Source organism: Bradyrhizobium sp. cir1, from assembly GCF_014198245.1.
GTDB lineage: Bacteria > Pseudomonadota > Alphaproteobacteria > Rhizobiales > Xanthobacteraceae > Bradyrhizobium.
Map to the genome: position 1 here is coordinate 182,579 of NZ_JACIHE010000014.1, position 15,447 is coordinate 198,025.

A 15,447-nucleotide genomic window follows, 5' to 3' on the forward strand; every position below is an offset into this window, starting at 1 on the left:
GCCACCCGCACTAGGACGGCGGCCGCGGCAGGAAAGCCAGGATGGTTTGGGCCAGAAGGACGCCGACTGTGCCGCCGGCGGCCTTCTGCAGCACATCGATGAGCCGTGGATCGCGATCCGGCGTTACCGCTTGCAGAACCTCGAGGCCGATCGCGACGGCCACCACGAACATGCAAGCCAGCTTGAGCCGCCCGGGTAACAGGAAGGACAGAAGGAAGCCCAGCAGGCCATAGGCGCTGAAGCGCTCAATGACGACGACCCAATAGGCCTCCGCGTGGCCCATGAGCACCGGCCTGCCCGCGAGCTTGGCGAGCGTGGCGTAGATGATGAGCGCGAGGCAAATTCCCGCGGCTGCGATGAGATGGTTGCGGCGCATGGCGCCAGCATAACGGCTCCGCCGGTCGGCTGCTTTCGAAAGCCAAGAACATCGTTAAAGTTCATGAACCTTCGGGAGATGAACCGGGGTTCACGGGCGAAAGATCGTCCCCACCTTGACGCAGGTCATCGATGAGCCGGCCAGGCGCGAAGCCACGCGCCTGGTCGTGACAAAGTCGTCCGCGGGACGTGACGTTCAGCGCCGATTGTAGGACCAGCCCTTGTCGACATCGGTCGGGTAGTGGGCCGCGAAGTACGGATTCTTGAGGCAGTTCCGCGCAGGATCATAGATCCAGTCGGCGCATTCCCGGTAGTTGAGGAATCTGCAATCGAAGCCAAAGGCGCACCATGGCGCACCGTTCGGAAATCCGAACCGTACGGGGACTTGCGCCGACGCAATTGAAGGCAGAGCCAGGAGCAGGGCTACGGCGAGTGCGCGGGACAGCATGGTACATTCCTCCAACAAACGATCGGGCGGATATCGCAGCCGGTCACGCGATCATTCTCCGCCAAAAAAGGGACGGCGCTCAATCTTCGTCGCTGGGCAGCTTAACATCCCGCCGCGGAGAGATCGAGTGTGCTGAAGGTATTCGGGCTTGGGTCGTTTGGCGGCCTTCCGTCGTCGCTTGATGCGGGGAGGCACGCACGTCCGTGAGCTGTCGCGCGCGACCGGCGCGGCGGGCGTTAGTTCTTCTTGGTGCTCTTGGATTTCAGCGACAGGCCGAGACGCAAGGCCATGCGCTTGATCGCGTCGGGCGAGCGACCGAGCAGTTTCGCCGCCTCTTCCAGCGATGTCGAAGACTTGGCCAATTCCATCAGCCGGCGGTCTTCCTTGAACGACCAGGGCCTGCGCGCCATAACCGAAATCATCCTCTCGTCGACACAACGACAAAGCCGCCAAGCGGACCCACGTTCGCTCGACGGCTTTGCTTGGGTGGGGCCGGGCTTGGGGGAGCCCGGTGCGAAGATGGATATTCGATCCTGCGGCATTCGCAACAAACACCGTGAATTAAGCTAACCGCTCAACCTTACCGGGATGAAATCGGCGCGCAGCGCTCCGTAGTACCACGGAGTTTTCGCCAGCCGAGGTTGACCCGCGCGCTCCGACGGCCGCAACGGAGTTCGAATCCTCGCGAGGATGCGCCTCGCCTCGCCACGATCATTTGGGTGCGACTGCAGAATCGTCGTCGCGACGGCCGCGCGTTGCGGAGCGCGGAGCCGATTTGAATTGAATCGCGCGCGACGCCGATCGCAACCGTGCCGAACCAGAATCGATCCAATCGCGGCGGCGGCGCGTGCCGCACTCGATCTCGACGAGCAGCATTGCGCTTCGCTCAGACGAGACGTCACGAGATCGTCGAATTCGTTCGGCTATGGTCGCGCCGACGAACAATCAAACAAATCAGAAGACCGAGATGCTTCAGAAAGCGCGAGCGGCACTTCCTCTCACAAAGATCAGAGAGTGGGCATTCGAAGGCGCATTTTTCAGCGTTGCGCTGATTGCGATGGCGGGATGGGTGTATTTCATCACGCTGTTGCTGGTGAGGTTGTTCCTCTGGTTCTTCGGCTGAGCGCGCGACGGATCGCTTCGCAAGCACGGTGCTGCCCAAAAAATCTCGGGCGTGGCAAGAAAATCAGCGGCGCTCATCATGATCTCGACACAACTCGAAGACGAGACTGGCGCATCGCGCCGGCGAGGGCGTTGCGTGTATTTCGATGGTTTGCAACCGGCGGCCGGCGTCGGCTTGTATCGCGGCAGGGGAGTGGATCATGACGGGAACGCGGGTAGACGCCTTCACCAGTTCGACGAACACCGCGCCGCGGCGGTATTACGTCGATGCGGGAGGCCGGCGCGTCCTGATTGGCCTGACGCCCGAGGAGACGTTCGAGTTCGAGCGGCTCGACAGCGGACAGGCGCCGGGCCGGGTGCAGCTGGCGTCCGACGGCTGTGATATTATCTGGCCGGATGCCGGTGAGCGGCGCCGGCTTGAGCTCTACGAGAAGCACGAGGGCGCCTGGAAGGCATGGATGGCGCAAAGCCGCACCGAACGACGCGAAGGATTCAACCTTTATTAACCATCCCGGACCCATTTTCTGGTCTGGCGCCTCGAACCGGAAAATGCACGCATGTTTCAGCTCTTCTTGCGGGCCCGCACCCATAACTTCCTGAAAGACCGTTTCGGGGGAGAGCAGACCTTCCGGGCGCGCTCGCCCGAGCGAGACGCCGAAACCGATCGCACGCGCATCGAAGCCATCATGACCGCGATCGAAGATGCACTCCAGGCGGCGGAGCGGGAACAGTCGGGCTTGAACCGCCGGGTGGAGGACGTGCTGGCGCGCGCGGCCGTGACCATCGGCAACGGCGACGACGAATATCTCGAGCGCGAGGCGCTCGACAACCATCACCAGGATCTTTTCGACAAGGAAATCCTGAACGGCCAGCGCCGGCTCAAGGAGCTTGGCGCCTCGATCGCTCATTTCAAGTTCCTGAAGGCGGCGATGCTGAGCCGCTTTCCGGAATACAAGCCTCCCGCAAGCTCCACCAATTAAAATGTCGGACGTAGGCCGCTAGATCGCGAGCATGCTGTTGCCCTGGATCGACAGCAGCGTCAGATTTCCGGTGGCATAAGCGCCGGTATCGATGTTGGCGCGATTCTCCAGCAGCTCGGCCTGCTTCACCGGCGTGTGACCGTGCACGACGTACTTGCCGAACCGCCTCTTGCTCTGGAGGAATTCGTCCCTGATCCACAACAGATCGGACTCGCGCTGTTCGGAGAGCGGAATGCCCGGGCGCACCCCGGCATGGACGAAGAAGAAATCGCCGCACGTGAATGTCGGCCGCAGCTGGCGCAGGAATGCGATATGCTCCGGCGGCATCGCCGATGTGAGCTCTCGCACGAGGTCGGACTGTTCGTCCTTGCTGAGGCCGGGCGCAGCCGACACGCCGTACGACATCATGGTCTGGAGCCCGCCGAACTGAAACCATTCGGTGGTGCGCGAGGGATCCTCCAGCACCGAGGTGAAATAGGCCTCGTGATTGCCCTTGAGAAACACCGTGTTGCGGCGGCGGCTGCGCCTGATCAGGAGGTCGAGGGTGTGGCACGAATCCGGCCCGCGGTCGATGTAGTCGCCCAGGAAGACCTCGATGGCGCGATAGGGCCGGCTGTTCGCCATGTCCGCGTCGATGACGGCAAACATCTGTTCAAGCAGATGCGCGCAGCCGTGGATGTCGCTCATCGCATAGATGCGCACGCCATTGGGTAGCTTCGGCCGGGGCGAATTTTTGGGCGCGGTCGTGGGCATGGGGTGCAACTCTTTCAGAGAGCTTCGCCCGAGATGTCAATATCCTATCGACATCCTATCGACCAAAACGGGTCGCCACGAGCCGCTTTTTCCCTGCCTTGCGCGCATAAAGGTTGATTTTTGCGGCTGACCGATATCCCGCCGCTTGGAGCCGTCGATCCCCAGCGCGTCCAGCCGACTAGCCGAAGCTCCGGCCGTCGAACGAGGGCGCGGCCTTGCGGCGATAGGCGGACGCCCGCACGCGGACCACAGCCGCGCCGCAGAAATAGCCAAGCTGGAGCACCGCCGCAAAAACGAGAATCGTGACAACGATGTGAGACGAATCATGTCCCTGCCAGGTCAAGCCGGCACCGAGGATCGCGGCACCGACAACGATGACGGGCGGCAGGATAAAGATTCGGAATCGGCCTCCCAGCAACGATCCGATCAACAGACTGAAAACGGCAACCGTACTCACGACACAACTCCCTGAATTGGTCACGAGTGTTAATGGCCGCGAGCTAATAACGGATTAAGCGGCATGGTTGAACAGCCGTTCAAATGCGCGCGACATGTTTGTGCTCAAATGATACGATTTGACGGAAATCGTGGCGTGATGCCCGCATAATTGTCACGTGTGTGACAGTAGTTTGAGCATTCTCTTGCGGCGACGCTGCGTTGCAGAAAAATCGGTTTGATTTTTTCGGTGCACTGCCGCAATGTCGCTTTGTTTAGTTAAGATATACTTCGGCGCACGTCGAAAATTTTGGATCGAATGCTCGCATCTCTTGCGAGAGCGTGACGAGGCAGCGAGGTTCGGATGGCTGTAGCAACTTACGGTTCGGAAAACTATTATTCGGGTATATCGAACCGACGCGGTGCCCTCCAGAGACCTCTGCAGGTCGCGTTGATCGCCGGTGACTTCGTCGCGGTTCTGCTCAGCTATTTCGCGGCGAGCGGGTTGTATCGCGTGCTCGTGGTCGAACAGGATTCATCCGTCGGAGCCGGTCTCGTCGTCGCTGCGGTGTTCGTGATGATCGCCTACTTCCAGGGCGCCTACGATCACCATCGCCTGCTGAACACGATGTGGCAGCTGCGCAAGAGCCTGGCGGTCTGGCTGATCTCGCTGACCATTCTCGCCGTCGAGGCGTTCTTGCTCAAATCGTCTGCCGATCTGTCGCGCGGCACCACGCTGCTGTTCGCCGCGACCGGCGGCATTGCCCTGGGCGGGCTGCGCGTGTTGTGGCGCCTGGGTCTCACCTCGAGCTATGCCAAGGGCCGTCTCGTCGACCGGAAGGTCGTGCTGCTCAGCCTCAAGCCGCTCGATTTCACCTCGACCCGCTTCAAGGATCTGCGCAAGCACGGCTTCAACGTCGTGCGGCATTTCGTGCTCGAGCCGTCCGAGGAGGGCGCAGGCTGGGATCACGAGATCCGCGACATCATCCGTCAGGCCCGGACGGCCGACGTGGAAGAATATCTCCTGGTGATCGACTGGGACGAGATGCCGCTTCTCCAGAAGCTGAGCCAGCACCTGCGCGTCGTTCCCCAGCCGATCCGCCTTCTGCCGGATTTTCCGATCGCCGATCTGGTCTCGCGTCCGTTCCAGCCTGTCAGCGGCACGGTCGCGATCGAGATCCAGCGTGCGCCGCTCAGCGTGTTCGAGCAGGCGCAGAAGCGCTGCCTCGACATCGGCATTGCCTCCTTCGCGCTTTTGCTGCTGGCGCCGCTGCTGGTGACGGCCGCGATCATGATCAAGCTCGATTCAAAGGGCACGGTGATCTTCAAGCAGTTCCGGCGCGGCTTCAACGGCAAGCAGTTCGAGATCTGGAAGTTCCGCTCGATGACCGTGGCGGAGAACGGTCATGTCGTCACGCAGGCGACCAAGAGCGACGCGCGGGTCACCCGTGTCGGCCGCGTGCTGCGGCGGACCAGCATCGACGAGCTGCCGCAGCTCTGGAACGTCTTGCGCGGTGAGATGTCGCTGGTCGGGCCGCGCCCGCATGCACTCGCGCACGACAATTACTACGACCAGCTCATCAGCAATTACGTCTACCGGCATCACATGAAGCCGGGCCTGACCGGTTGGGCCCAGGTCAACGGCTTCCGCGGCGAGACGCCGACCATCGATCTGATGGAAAAGCGGGTCGAGTACGACGTCTGGTACGTCAGTAACTGGAGCATCTGGCTCGACATCAGGATCATCCTGAAGACCGCACTGGCGCTGATCCACCAGGAAGCCTACTGAGCCGGACTGCATCTGGCGCGCCTTCGTCGCGCTGGATGTGCGATCGCCCCCGCAGAGAGGGAAACGGCCTGCATCTTGCAGCACGCGAATCGCTGCTGCCCATCCGGTCCATTGGCACCACCGAAACGCGGAGCATTGCAGATTGAGCCATCGCCTCGCCAGGTTCGCCGTCTTGCCGCTGTTGCTCGCCGTGGCGATCGCCGCGTCATGCTCCGATGCCGTCGCATTGGAATGGGGCGTCGGTGGACCGCCGCAGAAGCGCAGGGATCTCGAGCCGATCTTTCAGCTGATGAAGGCGCGAGGCCTGACGCAATACAGGACCGGCCTCAATCTCACGCAGGATGCCGAGCAGGTCGAAGCGCCGATGTTCCGGAAAACCGTCGCGCTGGCCAAGAAATATTCGATCACGCTTCATCCTCTCGTCAACTTTCCCTTCCGCTATGGCGACCGCACGGACAGGGGGCGCTATCCGAAGGGAGACGCGGAGGCCCTTTACAGGCAGGGCTACGATCGCACCTACGCGTTCGTCCGGCAGTTCAAGGACGATGTCTTCGACTGGGAGCTGGAGAACGAGATCAACCTGCTCGCGCTCGATTCCGACGGCAAGAAGCTGTTCGGGCGCGGGATGACCGCGGCAGACTTCGAAATGCCGGTGATGGAGGACTGGGCCCAGGTGCTGCACGGCGCCTCGGACGCCATCGACCAGATCAATCGCGAGACCGGAAGCCGTCTGCGCAAGGTGCTGAACACGACGTCGACGATGCTGGGCTTCCTGGACTTCATGGAGTCCCGGGGCGTGAAATACGACGTGATCTCCTACCACTATTACGAGGTGGCGGGGCAGAATCCGCATCGGCACTGGAATGGGCGAAATTTCCCTTTCGACCTGTTCAAGAAGCTTGCCTCCTATCGCCGCCCGGTGACGTTCAACGAGGTCAATTGCGGCGAGATCTACAAGCCGGCCTATGGAAATCAGCCCGGCGATGCCCTGACGGAGCAATGCCTGCGGTCGCTGCGGGATACTTTCCAATATCTGAAGAACCAGAGAGACGTCGAGATCGAGAGCGTCATGGTCTACGAGCTGTTCGACGAGCCGCAGAAGAAGCCGCCGGAGAACAGGTTCGGGCTGATGTACGAGATCGACAGGCCCAAGGTCGCGCTCTTTCTGCTGACGGAATTTGCCGGCGGCCGTCTGTCAGCTGAGGAATTGTCAGAGTTGAGAACCAGGGGACTGTAGCTTTCGGTCTCCGTGCAAAAAGAAGAACCAGCAATGTCTCTACTTGGATCTGACCGCCCCAACGCCGAGAAGTCGGCCAGCATTCTCGGCTTCAACGGGCTGCGCGGTCTTTCGGTCATTCTGGTTTATCTCAATCACAAATGCGGTCTGCAGTTCTATTCGGGCAGCGTCGGCGTCTGGATATTCTTCATCCTCAGCGGCTTCCTGATCATTGGCGAGCTCAACAGGCAGCGAGGCAAGGCCGAGACGGCCGTGTCCCGGCCCGCGGCGGAAATCGTCACCTTCTGGGTCAAGCGGGCGACGCGCATCTTTCCCGCATATTATGCGCTTCTGGTCATCCTGTTCCTGACCCGGTCGTATTTCCAGCACGCAGGACCCGATCTCGGGTTCCGCTATCACTTCGTGTACCTCTCCAACTACTGGATCGGCAGCGTCATCGGCGGCGCCGCGGGTCCGTTCGGCGTGCTCTGGACGCTCTCGGTCGAGCAGCAGTTTTACGTGGTCGCGCCCTTCCTGTTCATCCTGCTTCCGCTGGAGCGCCATTTCGTCACCTGCATGTGCGTCGTCGCCCTCGGGTTGATCGGCCATTTCCTGATGTATTCATCGGGCTTCAACCACACCGCCATCCACACCCTGTCGCCCTGGAATTTCAGCCTGATCGCATTCGGCGGCGCGATCACGATCCTGCATCTTCACAGGCAGGGATGGGCTCCGAACGGCCACGGCACCTTCGCCTGCCTGCTCCTCGTCGCCTTCGCGTTGTGCTCGAACGGCGTGATCTACGACGCCCCTTCGTATCTTTCCCCCGCGATCGACATTGCGATCGGGCTTTGCCTGGTCGCCCTGGTCTGGTGGGTTCGCGCCAACCAGGAGAGCGTCTTCGTTCAGGCGCTGGAGTGGAAGCCGCTCGAGCATCTCGGGAAGATCAGCTACGGCTTCTATCTGGTTCATAACTTCATCCCGAACCCGCTTGGCAAGGCGCTCACGCTTTACGGAGGGATGTCGGTGCCCAACGGCGTGAAGATCACCGCGGGCGCAGCCATCGGTTTCGTGATCTCCTATGCCGTCGCGCATGTGTCCTGGAAGTACTTCGAATCGCCGATCCTGCGCAGTCGCCGTGGGCTGACCAGGTTCTTCCTGCAATACCTGCCCGAAACCCGCTCGCAGGGCGTGCCGCGAACCGAGCTGAAATAGTTAGCGGCTCACACGAAAGCCGTCGCCGTCGGCTGGATAGCAGCGGTGACGAATCCGCAGACCCTTCGCCGCGACGAAATGCGAGAACAGGTCGCGATCGGCTTCCGGGGCCGTGCAAGTGCGGTCGAGCAGCGCGACGCGCGCCTCCGTTCCCGCTGCCCGATAGAGCGTGGCGGCGCTGGGGAACAGGCGGGCCTGGAAGATGTCGGCGAAGTCCTGGGCGGCGTAATCCCTGAGCGCGGGCGAGGCCGCGTGGAAGACGCGAAGCGCCAGCGGGGCGCGGATGAGCTGGAGCCAGGCCTCGTGCGGCGCGAAGCGATAGGACAGGTCCAGCAGCTCCGCCGTTCGCGGTCCAAATCCGACCTGGCGGATTTCGGCCCAGTAGCTGCCGAACCAGCCAAGCCCTTCGGTTGGCGCGCAAACCAGCAAGGCCCGGCTGGTGGACGCGACCGCGTCGGCGTCAGCGTCGATCTGTTTCAGGTCGCCCGTGCGCGTCGATTCATCGGCTATCGCGAGCTGGAGCAGCAGCAGTTCGCGCAGCGTCTTGGCGCTGCATAACCGGCGGGCGGACGGCAGATTGTCCGCGACGATCCATCTCAGCCGATCGACGTCATAGCGCTCGCCGCGCGCGATGCGGCCGGCGATCTGCGGAACCGCGGGGTTGGTTACGTCGGGGACGACGGCAGCGATCCAGACCAGCGTGACCGCAGCGAGTGCGACGGTCGAGCCGCGCAGAAGCCAGCGAAACGCCCGTTCCCCCGCCTGCGCTGCCGGTTCGGTGGCGCTAGGCTCCCTCGACATAATAGCTGTTGTAGTGCGAGCCCTTGTACGCCTCGATCCGCTTCAGCATCTTCGGGTTGGCGCGGTTGAGCACGGCGCCCAGGAGCTTCTTCTGGATGCCTTCGGAGCTCGCCATCGACTCCTGCAGCGCGTTGCGGCTCGTGCGGCCCCACTCGATGACATAGACCATGGCATCGACCAGATGGCTGACCGCCTTGGCGTCCGCGACCGGCATCACCGGCGCCAGATCGATGACGATGTACTCATACTCCTCGCGCACCACCGCGAGCAGGTCTGCCATCGCCTTGGAGGCAATCACGTCCGCAGAGTTGACCATGCGCGATGCGACGACGGACGGCAGGAAGTCGAGCCCGCTCTCCTTGCTGCGCTGGATATGATAGCCGAACGAGCGAGGATCCCTGAGGGCCTCGACCAGGCCGGACTTGGAATGGGGCGCCAGCGCCCGCGTCAGCGAGCGCGTATGGAGGTCGCCGTCGATCAGCAGCGTGCGGTGGCCGGTCAACGCGGTCAAATGACCGAAATTGGCGGCGACCGTGGTTTTTCCCTCCTTCGGCAGGGACGAGAGGATGCCGATCACCTTGACCTCGCGCGAGAGGCGCGCGACGTCGATCGACACCTTGATGTTCCGCAGCGTCTCGGCAAACCGCGAGAACGGGTGCTCGACGACGTAACTGGATACGTTCGCTTCCGGATGGTCCGCAGAAGTCCTTGCCGGGCGAATGTCGGGAAGGACGCCGAGGCATTTCACCCCGAGTTGATCCTCGACGTCGGTCGGTGACCGCAGCACGTCGCTCATCAGCTCCTTCGTGAAGGCGGCGCCGAAGCCGAAACAGAGACCACCGAGCAGGCCGCCGGCCAGCGCCAGCAGCGTCTTGGGCGAGCTCTTCTTGTCGGGCTTGACCGCCGTGCCGATGATGCGTGCTTCGCTGATCGGGAAGCTCTGGTTCTGCGTCGCGTTCTGGAGCTTCTCGAGGAAGTTGTTGTAGAGGTTGCGGTAGGTGTCCGCCGCGCTCTCGAGATCGCGCAGCTTGACCTGGGCCTGGCTGGTGCTACCGGCCTGGGAGACGAGGTTCTTGAGGTTTTCCTCGAGCGACGTCTCGCGGCTCTTGGCGATCTCGAACTCGCTGCGATAGGCGTCCGCGATGCGGCGGACTTCGTCCGCGATCGCCTTACGCAACTCGTCCATGCGGTTGGACAGGTTGATGGCCGCCTGGTGGGTCTTGCCGTAACGGCTCGACCAATCGGCATACTGGGCCGCAAGGTCGAGATATTGGGCGCGCAGGCGCGTGATGACCGTGTTGTTGAGGGCGTCCGTCACGGTCGGCTGGACGAGATCCTTGTCGAGCAGCGCCTCGATGCGGTCGAGGCGGGCCTTGGCCTCAGCCGTCGCGGCGCGCGCTGCGACGAGCTGCGAGTTGGCGTCGGCGAGCTGTTGCTCACTCATCAGGCCGCGGCTGGTGCCGACGATGTTGTTCTCGGCCTTGAACGTCTGCACGGCGCGATCGCTCGCCGTCGCCTGTTCGCGCAGCTCGGCGCTGCGCTGCTGGAGCCACTCGCCGGCGCGCTTGGTCGACTGATATTTCGCCTCCAGGGCGCCCACGATGTACGCGTCGGCGATCGCGTTGGCGATCTGCGCGGCCTTGTTCGGATCGATCGAGCGGAAGTTCAGCGAGAGGACATAGGTCGTCAGCACACGCTCGACCTTGAGATTCTTCTGCAGCAGCTCGACCGCACCCCGCTCGACCCGTTCCTTGCTGGGAGGGCCGTCCGATCCGAACAGCGCGATGACCTTGCCGATGACCAGCGGAATCAATCCGGGATCGGAGCCGTTGAATTCCGCATCGTCGGTCAGCTTCAGGCGACGGACGATCGACAGGATCAGGTCGTCGGACTGGAGGATCTCGACCTGGCTGTCGACAAAGCCCGGGTCGATCAGCGCATTGGCCGTGCCGCTGTCCTTGTCCAGCACCTGGGTCTGACGCGTGTCCATCAGGATGCGCGCATTGGCGGTGTACATCGGCGTCGCGATGATCAGGTAGACGAGAACGAGCGCGAGCGTGCCGGCCAGGACGGCCGCGATCAGCGGCCATTGGCGGCGCACGATATCCAGAGCGCGCTCGGCGCTAAGCGTCGTGCCGCCGACCTCGATGGCGTATCGCGGGCGGTGTGGAAACTGGTCTCGTGGCTGAAACATCTCTGGGAATCTTGAGGTTGTCACTCGGGAAGGGGAACGGGCTTGAACGGGTCGGCGAGTTCGGTCTTCCATTCACCCGACATCAGGCCGGCGGCCGGACTTGATGCTGCGGGCACGGCATTGGCTGCAGATGGAGCAGGGGGTGCAATTCCGGCATCCTGATCCGCGAAATATCCCTTGAGCACGGAGCCGTCGTGCAGCTTGGTGACGAATTCGCTGATCCTGCGCGCCACGTCGGGCTTGCTCGCGACACAGCGCTCTTCGGCGCGGTGAAGCGCGCTGCCGATCGCGATGCGGTCGGCCTGGCTGGCTTCACGCAACATCTCCCGGACCGGCTCGAGCGCGGCGACGTCAGTCACGACCAATCCGGCAAGCCGGCCCGACAGCTTGTCCCTGTCGTTCTTGGTCTGGCGCAGCAGAGCCGAGGGGTCCGCGACGAAGGCGGTGATGGCCGCCTGCGGGGCGCGTTCGGTGCGATCGACGCATTGCGCCCGCACCGGCGTTGCGAGTGTTGCGGACAGCGCAACGACGAGGGCCGCAGCGATCCGTGAGGCCATAGCATGGCCACGCAACAAGCTATCGAGTTTGAGGAGGATCGCGCTCATATCTCGTTGCGAAGGATTGATGGCGGCGTTGCGATTTAGGCCGTAGGTCCTTGATGGCCCAAAACTATGTCAAATTCTTGTGCGGCGCAAAATATAAACCAGCGCGGACCGAATTGCCATCCTTGCCTGGCTTCACACCGCAATTCAACATGAACGAAGCTCGTGCTGCGATCAGGCGCAGATTCAGCGAACGTTTGCACATGTCCGCATGCGTGAAGCACGATTCTTAGGCAAACACCATAGCAAGACGAAAGGCGCGAGGGACGGTCCATCGACCATCTCCTCGCGCCTGTCGGAACTTGTGACTGAGAGGCGGGTAGACTTGAACTTTGTGCGCTTATTCAGCGGTCCGCAGCATCGCGAGACGGGTGGCGCGAAGGCGCTCGCCATGCTCACCGATCGCGACCCAGAACCGCGGATTGCCGGCGGATTGCATCGAGATCCACTCGTATTCCGCCGCATTCCAGGGGCGCACCGAAGCGGACAGATTGTCCAGGACGACGTCGCCGTCGGCGAGCCGCGCGACCAGCACGAGATGGCCCTGGCCGCCATTAATGAGGACAACTGCAAGTCGCAGCGCCGAGCTCGGCCAGCCCATCTCGATCAGCTGATGACGCTTGGTGACTGCGTAGTCGTTGCAGTCGCCGGCGGACGGCGCAATCGTCCAGCGTGCCACCATCGGATTGGTCGATTTCTGCATCGGCGTGATCGACGCGTTGACCGAGCTGTTCACCTCGCGCAGCATGCTCATGGCCCGCTCGCCCGAGGGCAGGGTCCGCTCCGCGGTGTCGGCGGCGCATTCGCTGCCGTTGTTCATGCAGAACTTGACGAACTGCAGCGGAGCGAGCGCATTGTCGTACTCGCGGATGAACGCACCCTTCGCCCGATTGAGCGAACCGTCGTTCACGATTTCGGCCTTGGCGGCCACGCCGGTCGACGCGATCCCGATCGCGACCAGCGATTTGATGATCCAGCTCATGACATCCCCGTCTCGTCTTTTCTTGTTGACGCTACGGATATCTCACAAACGATTTGAACTTTGGTTCCGCGGAAATTTACAATTCTAACGAAATCGGCCGGTCGAGGGACCGGCCGGGGAGGGGTGGTTAATGCGCTGCCAACGCAGCCATTCCCGTCGTCAGCGCGACGGGCTTACCGAGGTCAGAACCGAAGTCGTCGTCGCCGCAAACAGGGTCTGCGACGCCGCGCTGGGGCCGGCTTGATTCAGGAACGTGGGCGTGGTCGAGGTTGCCGCGCCACCGCGCGCTTCCGCGGCGGTCGAGCCCGGGCCGCCTCCGGCCGTGGTCTCGCCTGTCGGATCGGCGCCGTTCGTTGCTTCGGTCGGGATATCGCCGGTGATGCTGGTGAAAGAGGTGATGAGGTCGGGATTCTCGGTCCTGAGGACCGCTTCCTGGATCAACTGTGCAACTTGAGGCTGCGACAGGACACAGGTTGAAGCGGCAGTGCCGAGGCCCGCGCCGATGGCGCGGCTTTGATCGGTGCTGCTGGCCTTCGCCAGCGAGACAATGCCTTCGACGGTCTCGGGGCGGGCGGTCAGGAGGTCGCGAACAGCAGAGGCGAGACCGCCTTGTCCGTCCTTGAATTGGTCGAGCAGGCCGCCCGGATTTGCGAGAAAGTCGGTCGCACGTTCCGCCGAAACGATCCCGGTGTTGGCAACACAGCCAGCGCTGACACCCGTTGCGCCAAATGCCGCCGGCGTTCCGGCAAACATCGCGAGTGCTCCGGCGACCACGCCGAAGCGCCTACCAAATTTCCAAATCATAACCCTGCCCAATTCCAATATTTTCAGTTTAACTCGATTTGCACCAATTTGCCACGTTCTTTTCGAAACTGTGATGGTAGCGATTGCGCGAGGCCGCATCCGACAATGGCTGTGAAAAACACGCCGTAGCCAGGGATTTGCAGCGAGAAATCGATGCAGCTATGTGCAACCCCCAACACGGCGACGCTTGCGCCGATGACGGGTATGTAGCGGTCGCGCTTCCGGCGCAAGCTGCCGGTGAACAAATGGTAAAAGCACCAGAGGCTGACGAACGCGATCACGGCGAAAGCGGGAATGCCCAATTCGACGGCAATTTCTAGTGGTGTGCTGTGAGCGCGATCCCAGATGCCGAGACTGCCAAGTGTTGCGGGCCGAATGGCGGGAAAAACCGCCTCGAAGTTACCCAGTCCAATGCCAAGCAGCGGGTGATCGACGATGATTCCCGCTGACGCCTGATAGGCGGCAAGCCGCTGAGGGTCGATCAGCCCGTATTCGATGATTCGGCCGGCCACGAGGCCGCCGACGAGTTGCAGCAGCACCAGCACCGCCGCCGCCGAACCGCCAAGAACCAGCCATTTCCTCGATCTGCCGAGCTCGATAGGGATGAGATAAAGCACGATGGCGAGCGCGAACGCGCCGACCGACAGCAGCAGGCCCGCCCGTGATCCCGTCATGGCGAGCGCGATCGTGCAGATCGCGAAGCCTGCGCCGAGCGCGATCGGCGTGGAAAGAGCCTGCTCCAGCCGCGATCGCCAATTTGGTTGCGCTGGCGCGCCGCCTTCCTGACGATGCATGCTGCGCAGGAGCGGCACTAGAAACAGCAGGGCGCAGCTGCCCCAGAATGTCGCCGCTGTATTTCGGTTGACGAACGTTCCCGTGGCAAAGCCCAGATAGGCTTCCTTCTGCCTCAACAGCACCATGTCAGGCGCGATCAGCTCGGCGAGAATTCCATAGAGTGCATACAGGCAGCCCGCCCACGCCAGTATTCGTAGCAGCGCGCGCGCAGCTCCCGCATCGCTTGCAAGAATGACCGCTCGGGTGAAGGCGAGCGACAGCAGCAGGACCGAACCGAACGCCAGCCACGGACCGCGCGCGGTCGCCGAGAGACGGTCCGGCGGTGCGAGGCCGAACAGCCGTCGTGGCAGTTCCCAGATGGCTGCGGATTGTGCAGCAGGGTCGCTCCACATTTGTAACGCGACCATGACGCCTACTGTAGCGACGACGACTGCCACCGGAATCAGCAGCACGGCGTTGCGACGGCTCACGACCGAGAGATCAGCCGTCAACAGGCTGGAAACGAGCAGAAAATTCCAGAAGCAAATCCACACGAGGTCGAGGGATCCGAGCGGAAGTGGCGCCAGCGCAAACACGGTTGTGGCGAAAAATCGCGATATCGCGCCCAAAGGCCCCTCTGTCGTTCAGCTCAGCGGGAACGGAGCTATCAGAACTTCGTGCGAGATCAAGTCGATGCATGCTGGTGTGTTGACCGTCATTCGCATCGTCGCGCGAAGTGCTGCACAAATTCGCGCGCGCAGGTCTGATCTGCTCCAAACGCAAGGCCTGTTGCCTCACGAAAGCTGGAGTTTGTGCGCACGTCGCAGCAGCTGAAGCAAAATTGCCGGCGGGCTTCTTGCTGCCGCATCTGCCGTGCACTGTCCGCTGCGCGGATCGGTGATTAACGGCGCTTTTCGGTTGAATAACTCACCCGGTGGAGGCATTATATTGCACCGC

General features: G+C 62.3%; 17 protein-coding genes. 6 read left to right on the forward strand and 11 right to left on the reverse strand.

The window, feature by feature from the left end; all coding sequences use genetic code 11:
- Positions 1-10: 10 nt before the first annotated feature.
- The 3 genes from GGD63_RS26015 to GGD63_RS26025 form a co-directional block, all read right to left on the reverse strand.
- Positions 11-376 carry a VanZ family protein gene (locus GGD63_RS26015; protein WP_183246002.1) on the reverse strand — a complete coding sequence of 122 codons (366 nt, stop codon included), beginning with the start codon at positions 374-376 and terminating at the stop codon, positions 11-13.
- Between the two features lie 195 nt (positions 377-571).
- Positions 572-823, reverse strand: a complete 252-nt coding sequence (locus tag GGD63_RS26020) for a hypothetical protein (RefSeq protein WP_183246003.1) — start codon at positions 821-823, stop codon at positions 572-574.
- A gap of 236 nt (positions 824-1,059) precedes the next feature.
- Positions 1,060-1,233 carry a hypothetical protein gene (locus tag GGD63_RS26025; RefSeq protein ID WP_183246004.1) on the reverse strand — a complete coding sequence of 58 codons (174 nt, stop codon included), beginning with the start codon at positions 1,231-1,233 and terminating at the stop codon, positions 1,060-1,062.
- A gap of 557 nt (positions 1,234-1,790) precedes the next feature.
- Here GGD63_RS26025 and GGD63_RS26030 point away from each other — a divergent pair.
- The 3 genes from GGD63_RS26030 to GGD63_RS26040 all read left to right on the forward strand — a co-directional run bounded on the left by GGD63_RS26030 (position 1,791) and on the right by GGD63_RS26040 (position 2,925).
- Positions 1,791-1,946 (forward strand): hypothetical protein, encoded by a 156-nt coding sequence (locus tag GGD63_RS26030; protein WP_183246005.1) that lies wholly within the window; start codon positions 1,791-1,793, stop codon positions 1,944-1,946.
- Between the two features lie 199 nt (positions 1,947-2,145).
- Complete coding sequence (locus GGD63_RS26035) at positions 2,146-2,451, forward strand: hypothetical protein (RefSeq protein WP_183246006.1); 306 nt, start codon at positions 2,146-2,148, stop codon at positions 2,449-2,451.
- 51 nt (positions 2,452-2,502) lie between these two features.
- Positions 2,503-2,925: a hypothetical protein gene (locus GGD63_RS26040; protein WP_183246007.1), complete on the forward strand. Its 423-nt coding sequence runs from the start codon at positions 2,503-2,505 to the stop codon at positions 2,923-2,925.
- A gap of 18 nt (positions 2,926-2,943) precedes the next feature.
- Here GGD63_RS26040 and GGD63_RS26045 read toward each other — a convergent pair whose 3' ends face one another.
- On the reverse strand, positions 2,944-3,678 hold the full coding sequence (locus tag GGD63_RS26045; RefSeq protein WP_183246008.1) for a metallophosphoesterase family protein: 735 nt from the start codon (positions 3,676-3,678) through the stop codon (positions 2,944-2,946).
- A 178-nt stretch (positions 3,679-3,856) separates the two neighbouring features.
- A complete protein-coding gene (locus GGD63_RS26050; protein WP_312013382.1) occupies positions 3,857-4,135 on the reverse strand; it encodes a hypothetical protein in 279 nt (92 codons plus the stop codon).
- Between the two features lie 342 nt (positions 4,136-4,477).
- On the opposite strand from GGD63_RS26050, the gene GGD63_RS26055 reads away from it, so the two are divergent.
- The 3 genes from GGD63_RS26055 (at position 4,478) to GGD63_RS26065 (ending at position 8,333) form a co-directional block, all read left to right on the forward strand.
- Complete coding sequence (locus GGD63_RS26055) at positions 4,478-5,902, forward strand: undecaprenyl-phosphate glucose phosphotransferase (protein WP_246785637.1); 1,425 nt, start codon at positions 4,478-4,480, stop codon at positions 5,900-5,902.
- Positions 5,903-6,044: 142 nt separating this feature from the next.
- On the forward strand, positions 6,045-7,139 hold the full coding sequence (locus tag GGD63_RS26060) for a hypothetical protein (RefSeq protein WP_183246010.1): 1,095 nt from the start codon (positions 6,045-6,047) through the stop codon (positions 7,137-7,139).
- Positions 7,140-7,172: 33 nt separating this feature from the next.
- Positions 7,173-8,333: an acyltransferase gene (locus GGD63_RS26065; protein ID WP_183246011.1), complete on the forward strand. Its 1,161-nt coding sequence runs from the start codon at positions 7,173-7,175 to the stop codon at positions 8,331-8,333.
- Here the strand turns inward: GGD63_RS26065 and GGD63_RS26070 are convergent, their stop codons facing one another.
- The 6 genes from GGD63_RS26070 to GGD63_RS26095 form a co-directional block, all read right to left on the reverse strand.
- On the reverse strand, positions 8,334-9,134 hold the full coding sequence (locus GGD63_RS26070) for a hypothetical protein (RefSeq protein ID WP_183246012.1): 801 nt from the start codon (positions 9,132-9,134) through the stop codon (positions 8,334-8,336). It lies immediately after the preceding gene.
- Complete coding sequence (locus GGD63_RS26075; RefSeq protein WP_183246013.1) at positions 9,118-11,328, reverse strand: GNVR domain-containing protein; 2,211 nt, start codon at positions 11,326-11,328, stop codon at positions 9,118-9,120. Before GGD63_RS26075 ends, GGD63_RS26070 begins: the two co-directional genes overlap by 17 nt.
- 20 nt (positions 11,329-11,348) lie before the next feature.
- On the reverse strand, positions 11,349-11,885 hold the full coding sequence (locus GGD63_RS26080) for a hypothetical protein (protein WP_246785639.1): 537 nt from the start codon (positions 11,883-11,885) through the stop codon (positions 11,349-11,351).
- Between the two features lie 385 nt (positions 11,886-12,270).
- Complete coding sequence (locus tag GGD63_RS26085; RefSeq protein ID WP_183246015.1) at positions 12,271-12,912, reverse strand: transglutaminase-like cysteine peptidase; 642 nt, start codon at positions 12,910-12,912, stop codon at positions 12,271-12,273.
- A 159-nt stretch (positions 12,913-13,071) separates the two neighbouring features.
- Positions 13,072-13,815: a hypothetical protein gene (locus GGD63_RS26090; protein ID WP_246785640.1), complete on the reverse strand. Its 744-nt coding sequence runs from the start codon at positions 13,813-13,815 to the stop codon at positions 13,072-13,074.
- Positions 13,740-15,119, reverse strand: a complete 1,380-nt coding sequence (locus tag GGD63_RS26095) for an O-antigen ligase (protein ID WP_183246017.1) — start codon at positions 15,117-15,119, stop codon at positions 13,740-13,742. Before GGD63_RS26095 ends, GGD63_RS26090 begins: the two co-directional genes overlap by 76 nt.
- Between the last annotated feature and the right edge of the window lie 328 nt (positions 15,120-15,447).

What these genes read in the sequence shown, in the direction of transcription:
- GGD63_RS26015 (WP_183246002.1), bottom strand. Translation starts at nt 376, where the DNA reads ATGCGCCGCAACCATCTCATCGCAGCCGCGGGAATTTGCCTCGCGCTC.
- GGD63_RS26020 (WP_183246003.1), bottom strand. Translation starts at nt 823, where the DNA reads ATGCTGTCCCGCGCACTCGCCGTAGCCCTGCTCCTGGCTCTGCCTTCA.
- GGD63_RS26025 (WP_183246004.1), bottom strand. Translation starts at nt 1,233, where the DNA reads ATGGCGCGCAGGCCCTGGTCGTTCAAGGAAGACCGCCGGCTGATGGAA.
- GGD63_RS26030 (WP_183246005.1), top strand. Translation starts at nt 1,791, where the DNA reads ATGCTTCAGAAAGCGCGAGCGGCACTTCCTCTCACAAAGATCAGAGAG.
- GGD63_RS26035 (WP_183246006.1), top strand. Translation starts at nt 2,146, where the DNA reads ATGACGGGAACGCGGGTAGACGCCTTCACCAGTTCGACGAACACCGCG.
- GGD63_RS26040 (WP_183246007.1), top strand. Translation starts at nt 2,503, where the DNA reads ATGTTTCAGCTCTTCTTGCGGGCCCGCACCCATAACTTCCTGAAAGAC.
- GGD63_RS26045 (WP_183246008.1), bottom strand. Translation starts at nt 3,678, where the DNA reads ATGCCCACGACCGCGCCCAAAAATTCGCCCCGGCCGAAGCTACCCAAT.
- GGD63_RS26055 (WP_246785637.1), top strand. Translation starts at nt 4,478, where the DNA reads ATGGCTGTAGCAACTTACGGTTCGGAAAACTATTATTCGGGTATATCG.
- GGD63_RS26065 (WP_183246011.1), top strand. Translation starts at nt 7,173, where the DNA reads ATGTCTCTACTTGGATCTGACCGCCCCAACGCCGAGAAGTCGGCCAGC.
- GGD63_RS26070 (WP_183246012.1), bottom strand. Translation starts at nt 9,134, where the DNA reads ATGTCGAGGGAGCCTAGCGCCACCGAACCGGCAGCGCAGGCGGGGGAA.
- GGD63_RS26075 (WP_183246013.1), bottom strand. Translation starts at nt 11,328, where the DNA reads ATGTTTCAGCCACGAGACCAGTTTCCACACCGCCCGCGATACGCCATC.
- GGD63_RS26080 (WP_246785639.1), bottom strand. Translation starts at nt 11,885, where the DNA reads ATGGCCTCACGGATCGCTGCGGCCCTCGTCGTTGCGCTGTCCGCAACA.
- GGD63_RS26085 (WP_183246015.1), bottom strand. Translation starts at nt 12,912, where the DNA reads ATGAGCTGGATCATCAAATCGCTGGTCGCGATCGGGATCGCGTCGACC.
- GGD63_RS26090 (WP_246785640.1), bottom strand. Translation starts at nt 13,815, where the DNA reads ATGCGGCCTCGCGCAATCGCTACCATCACAGTTTCGAAAAGAACGTGG.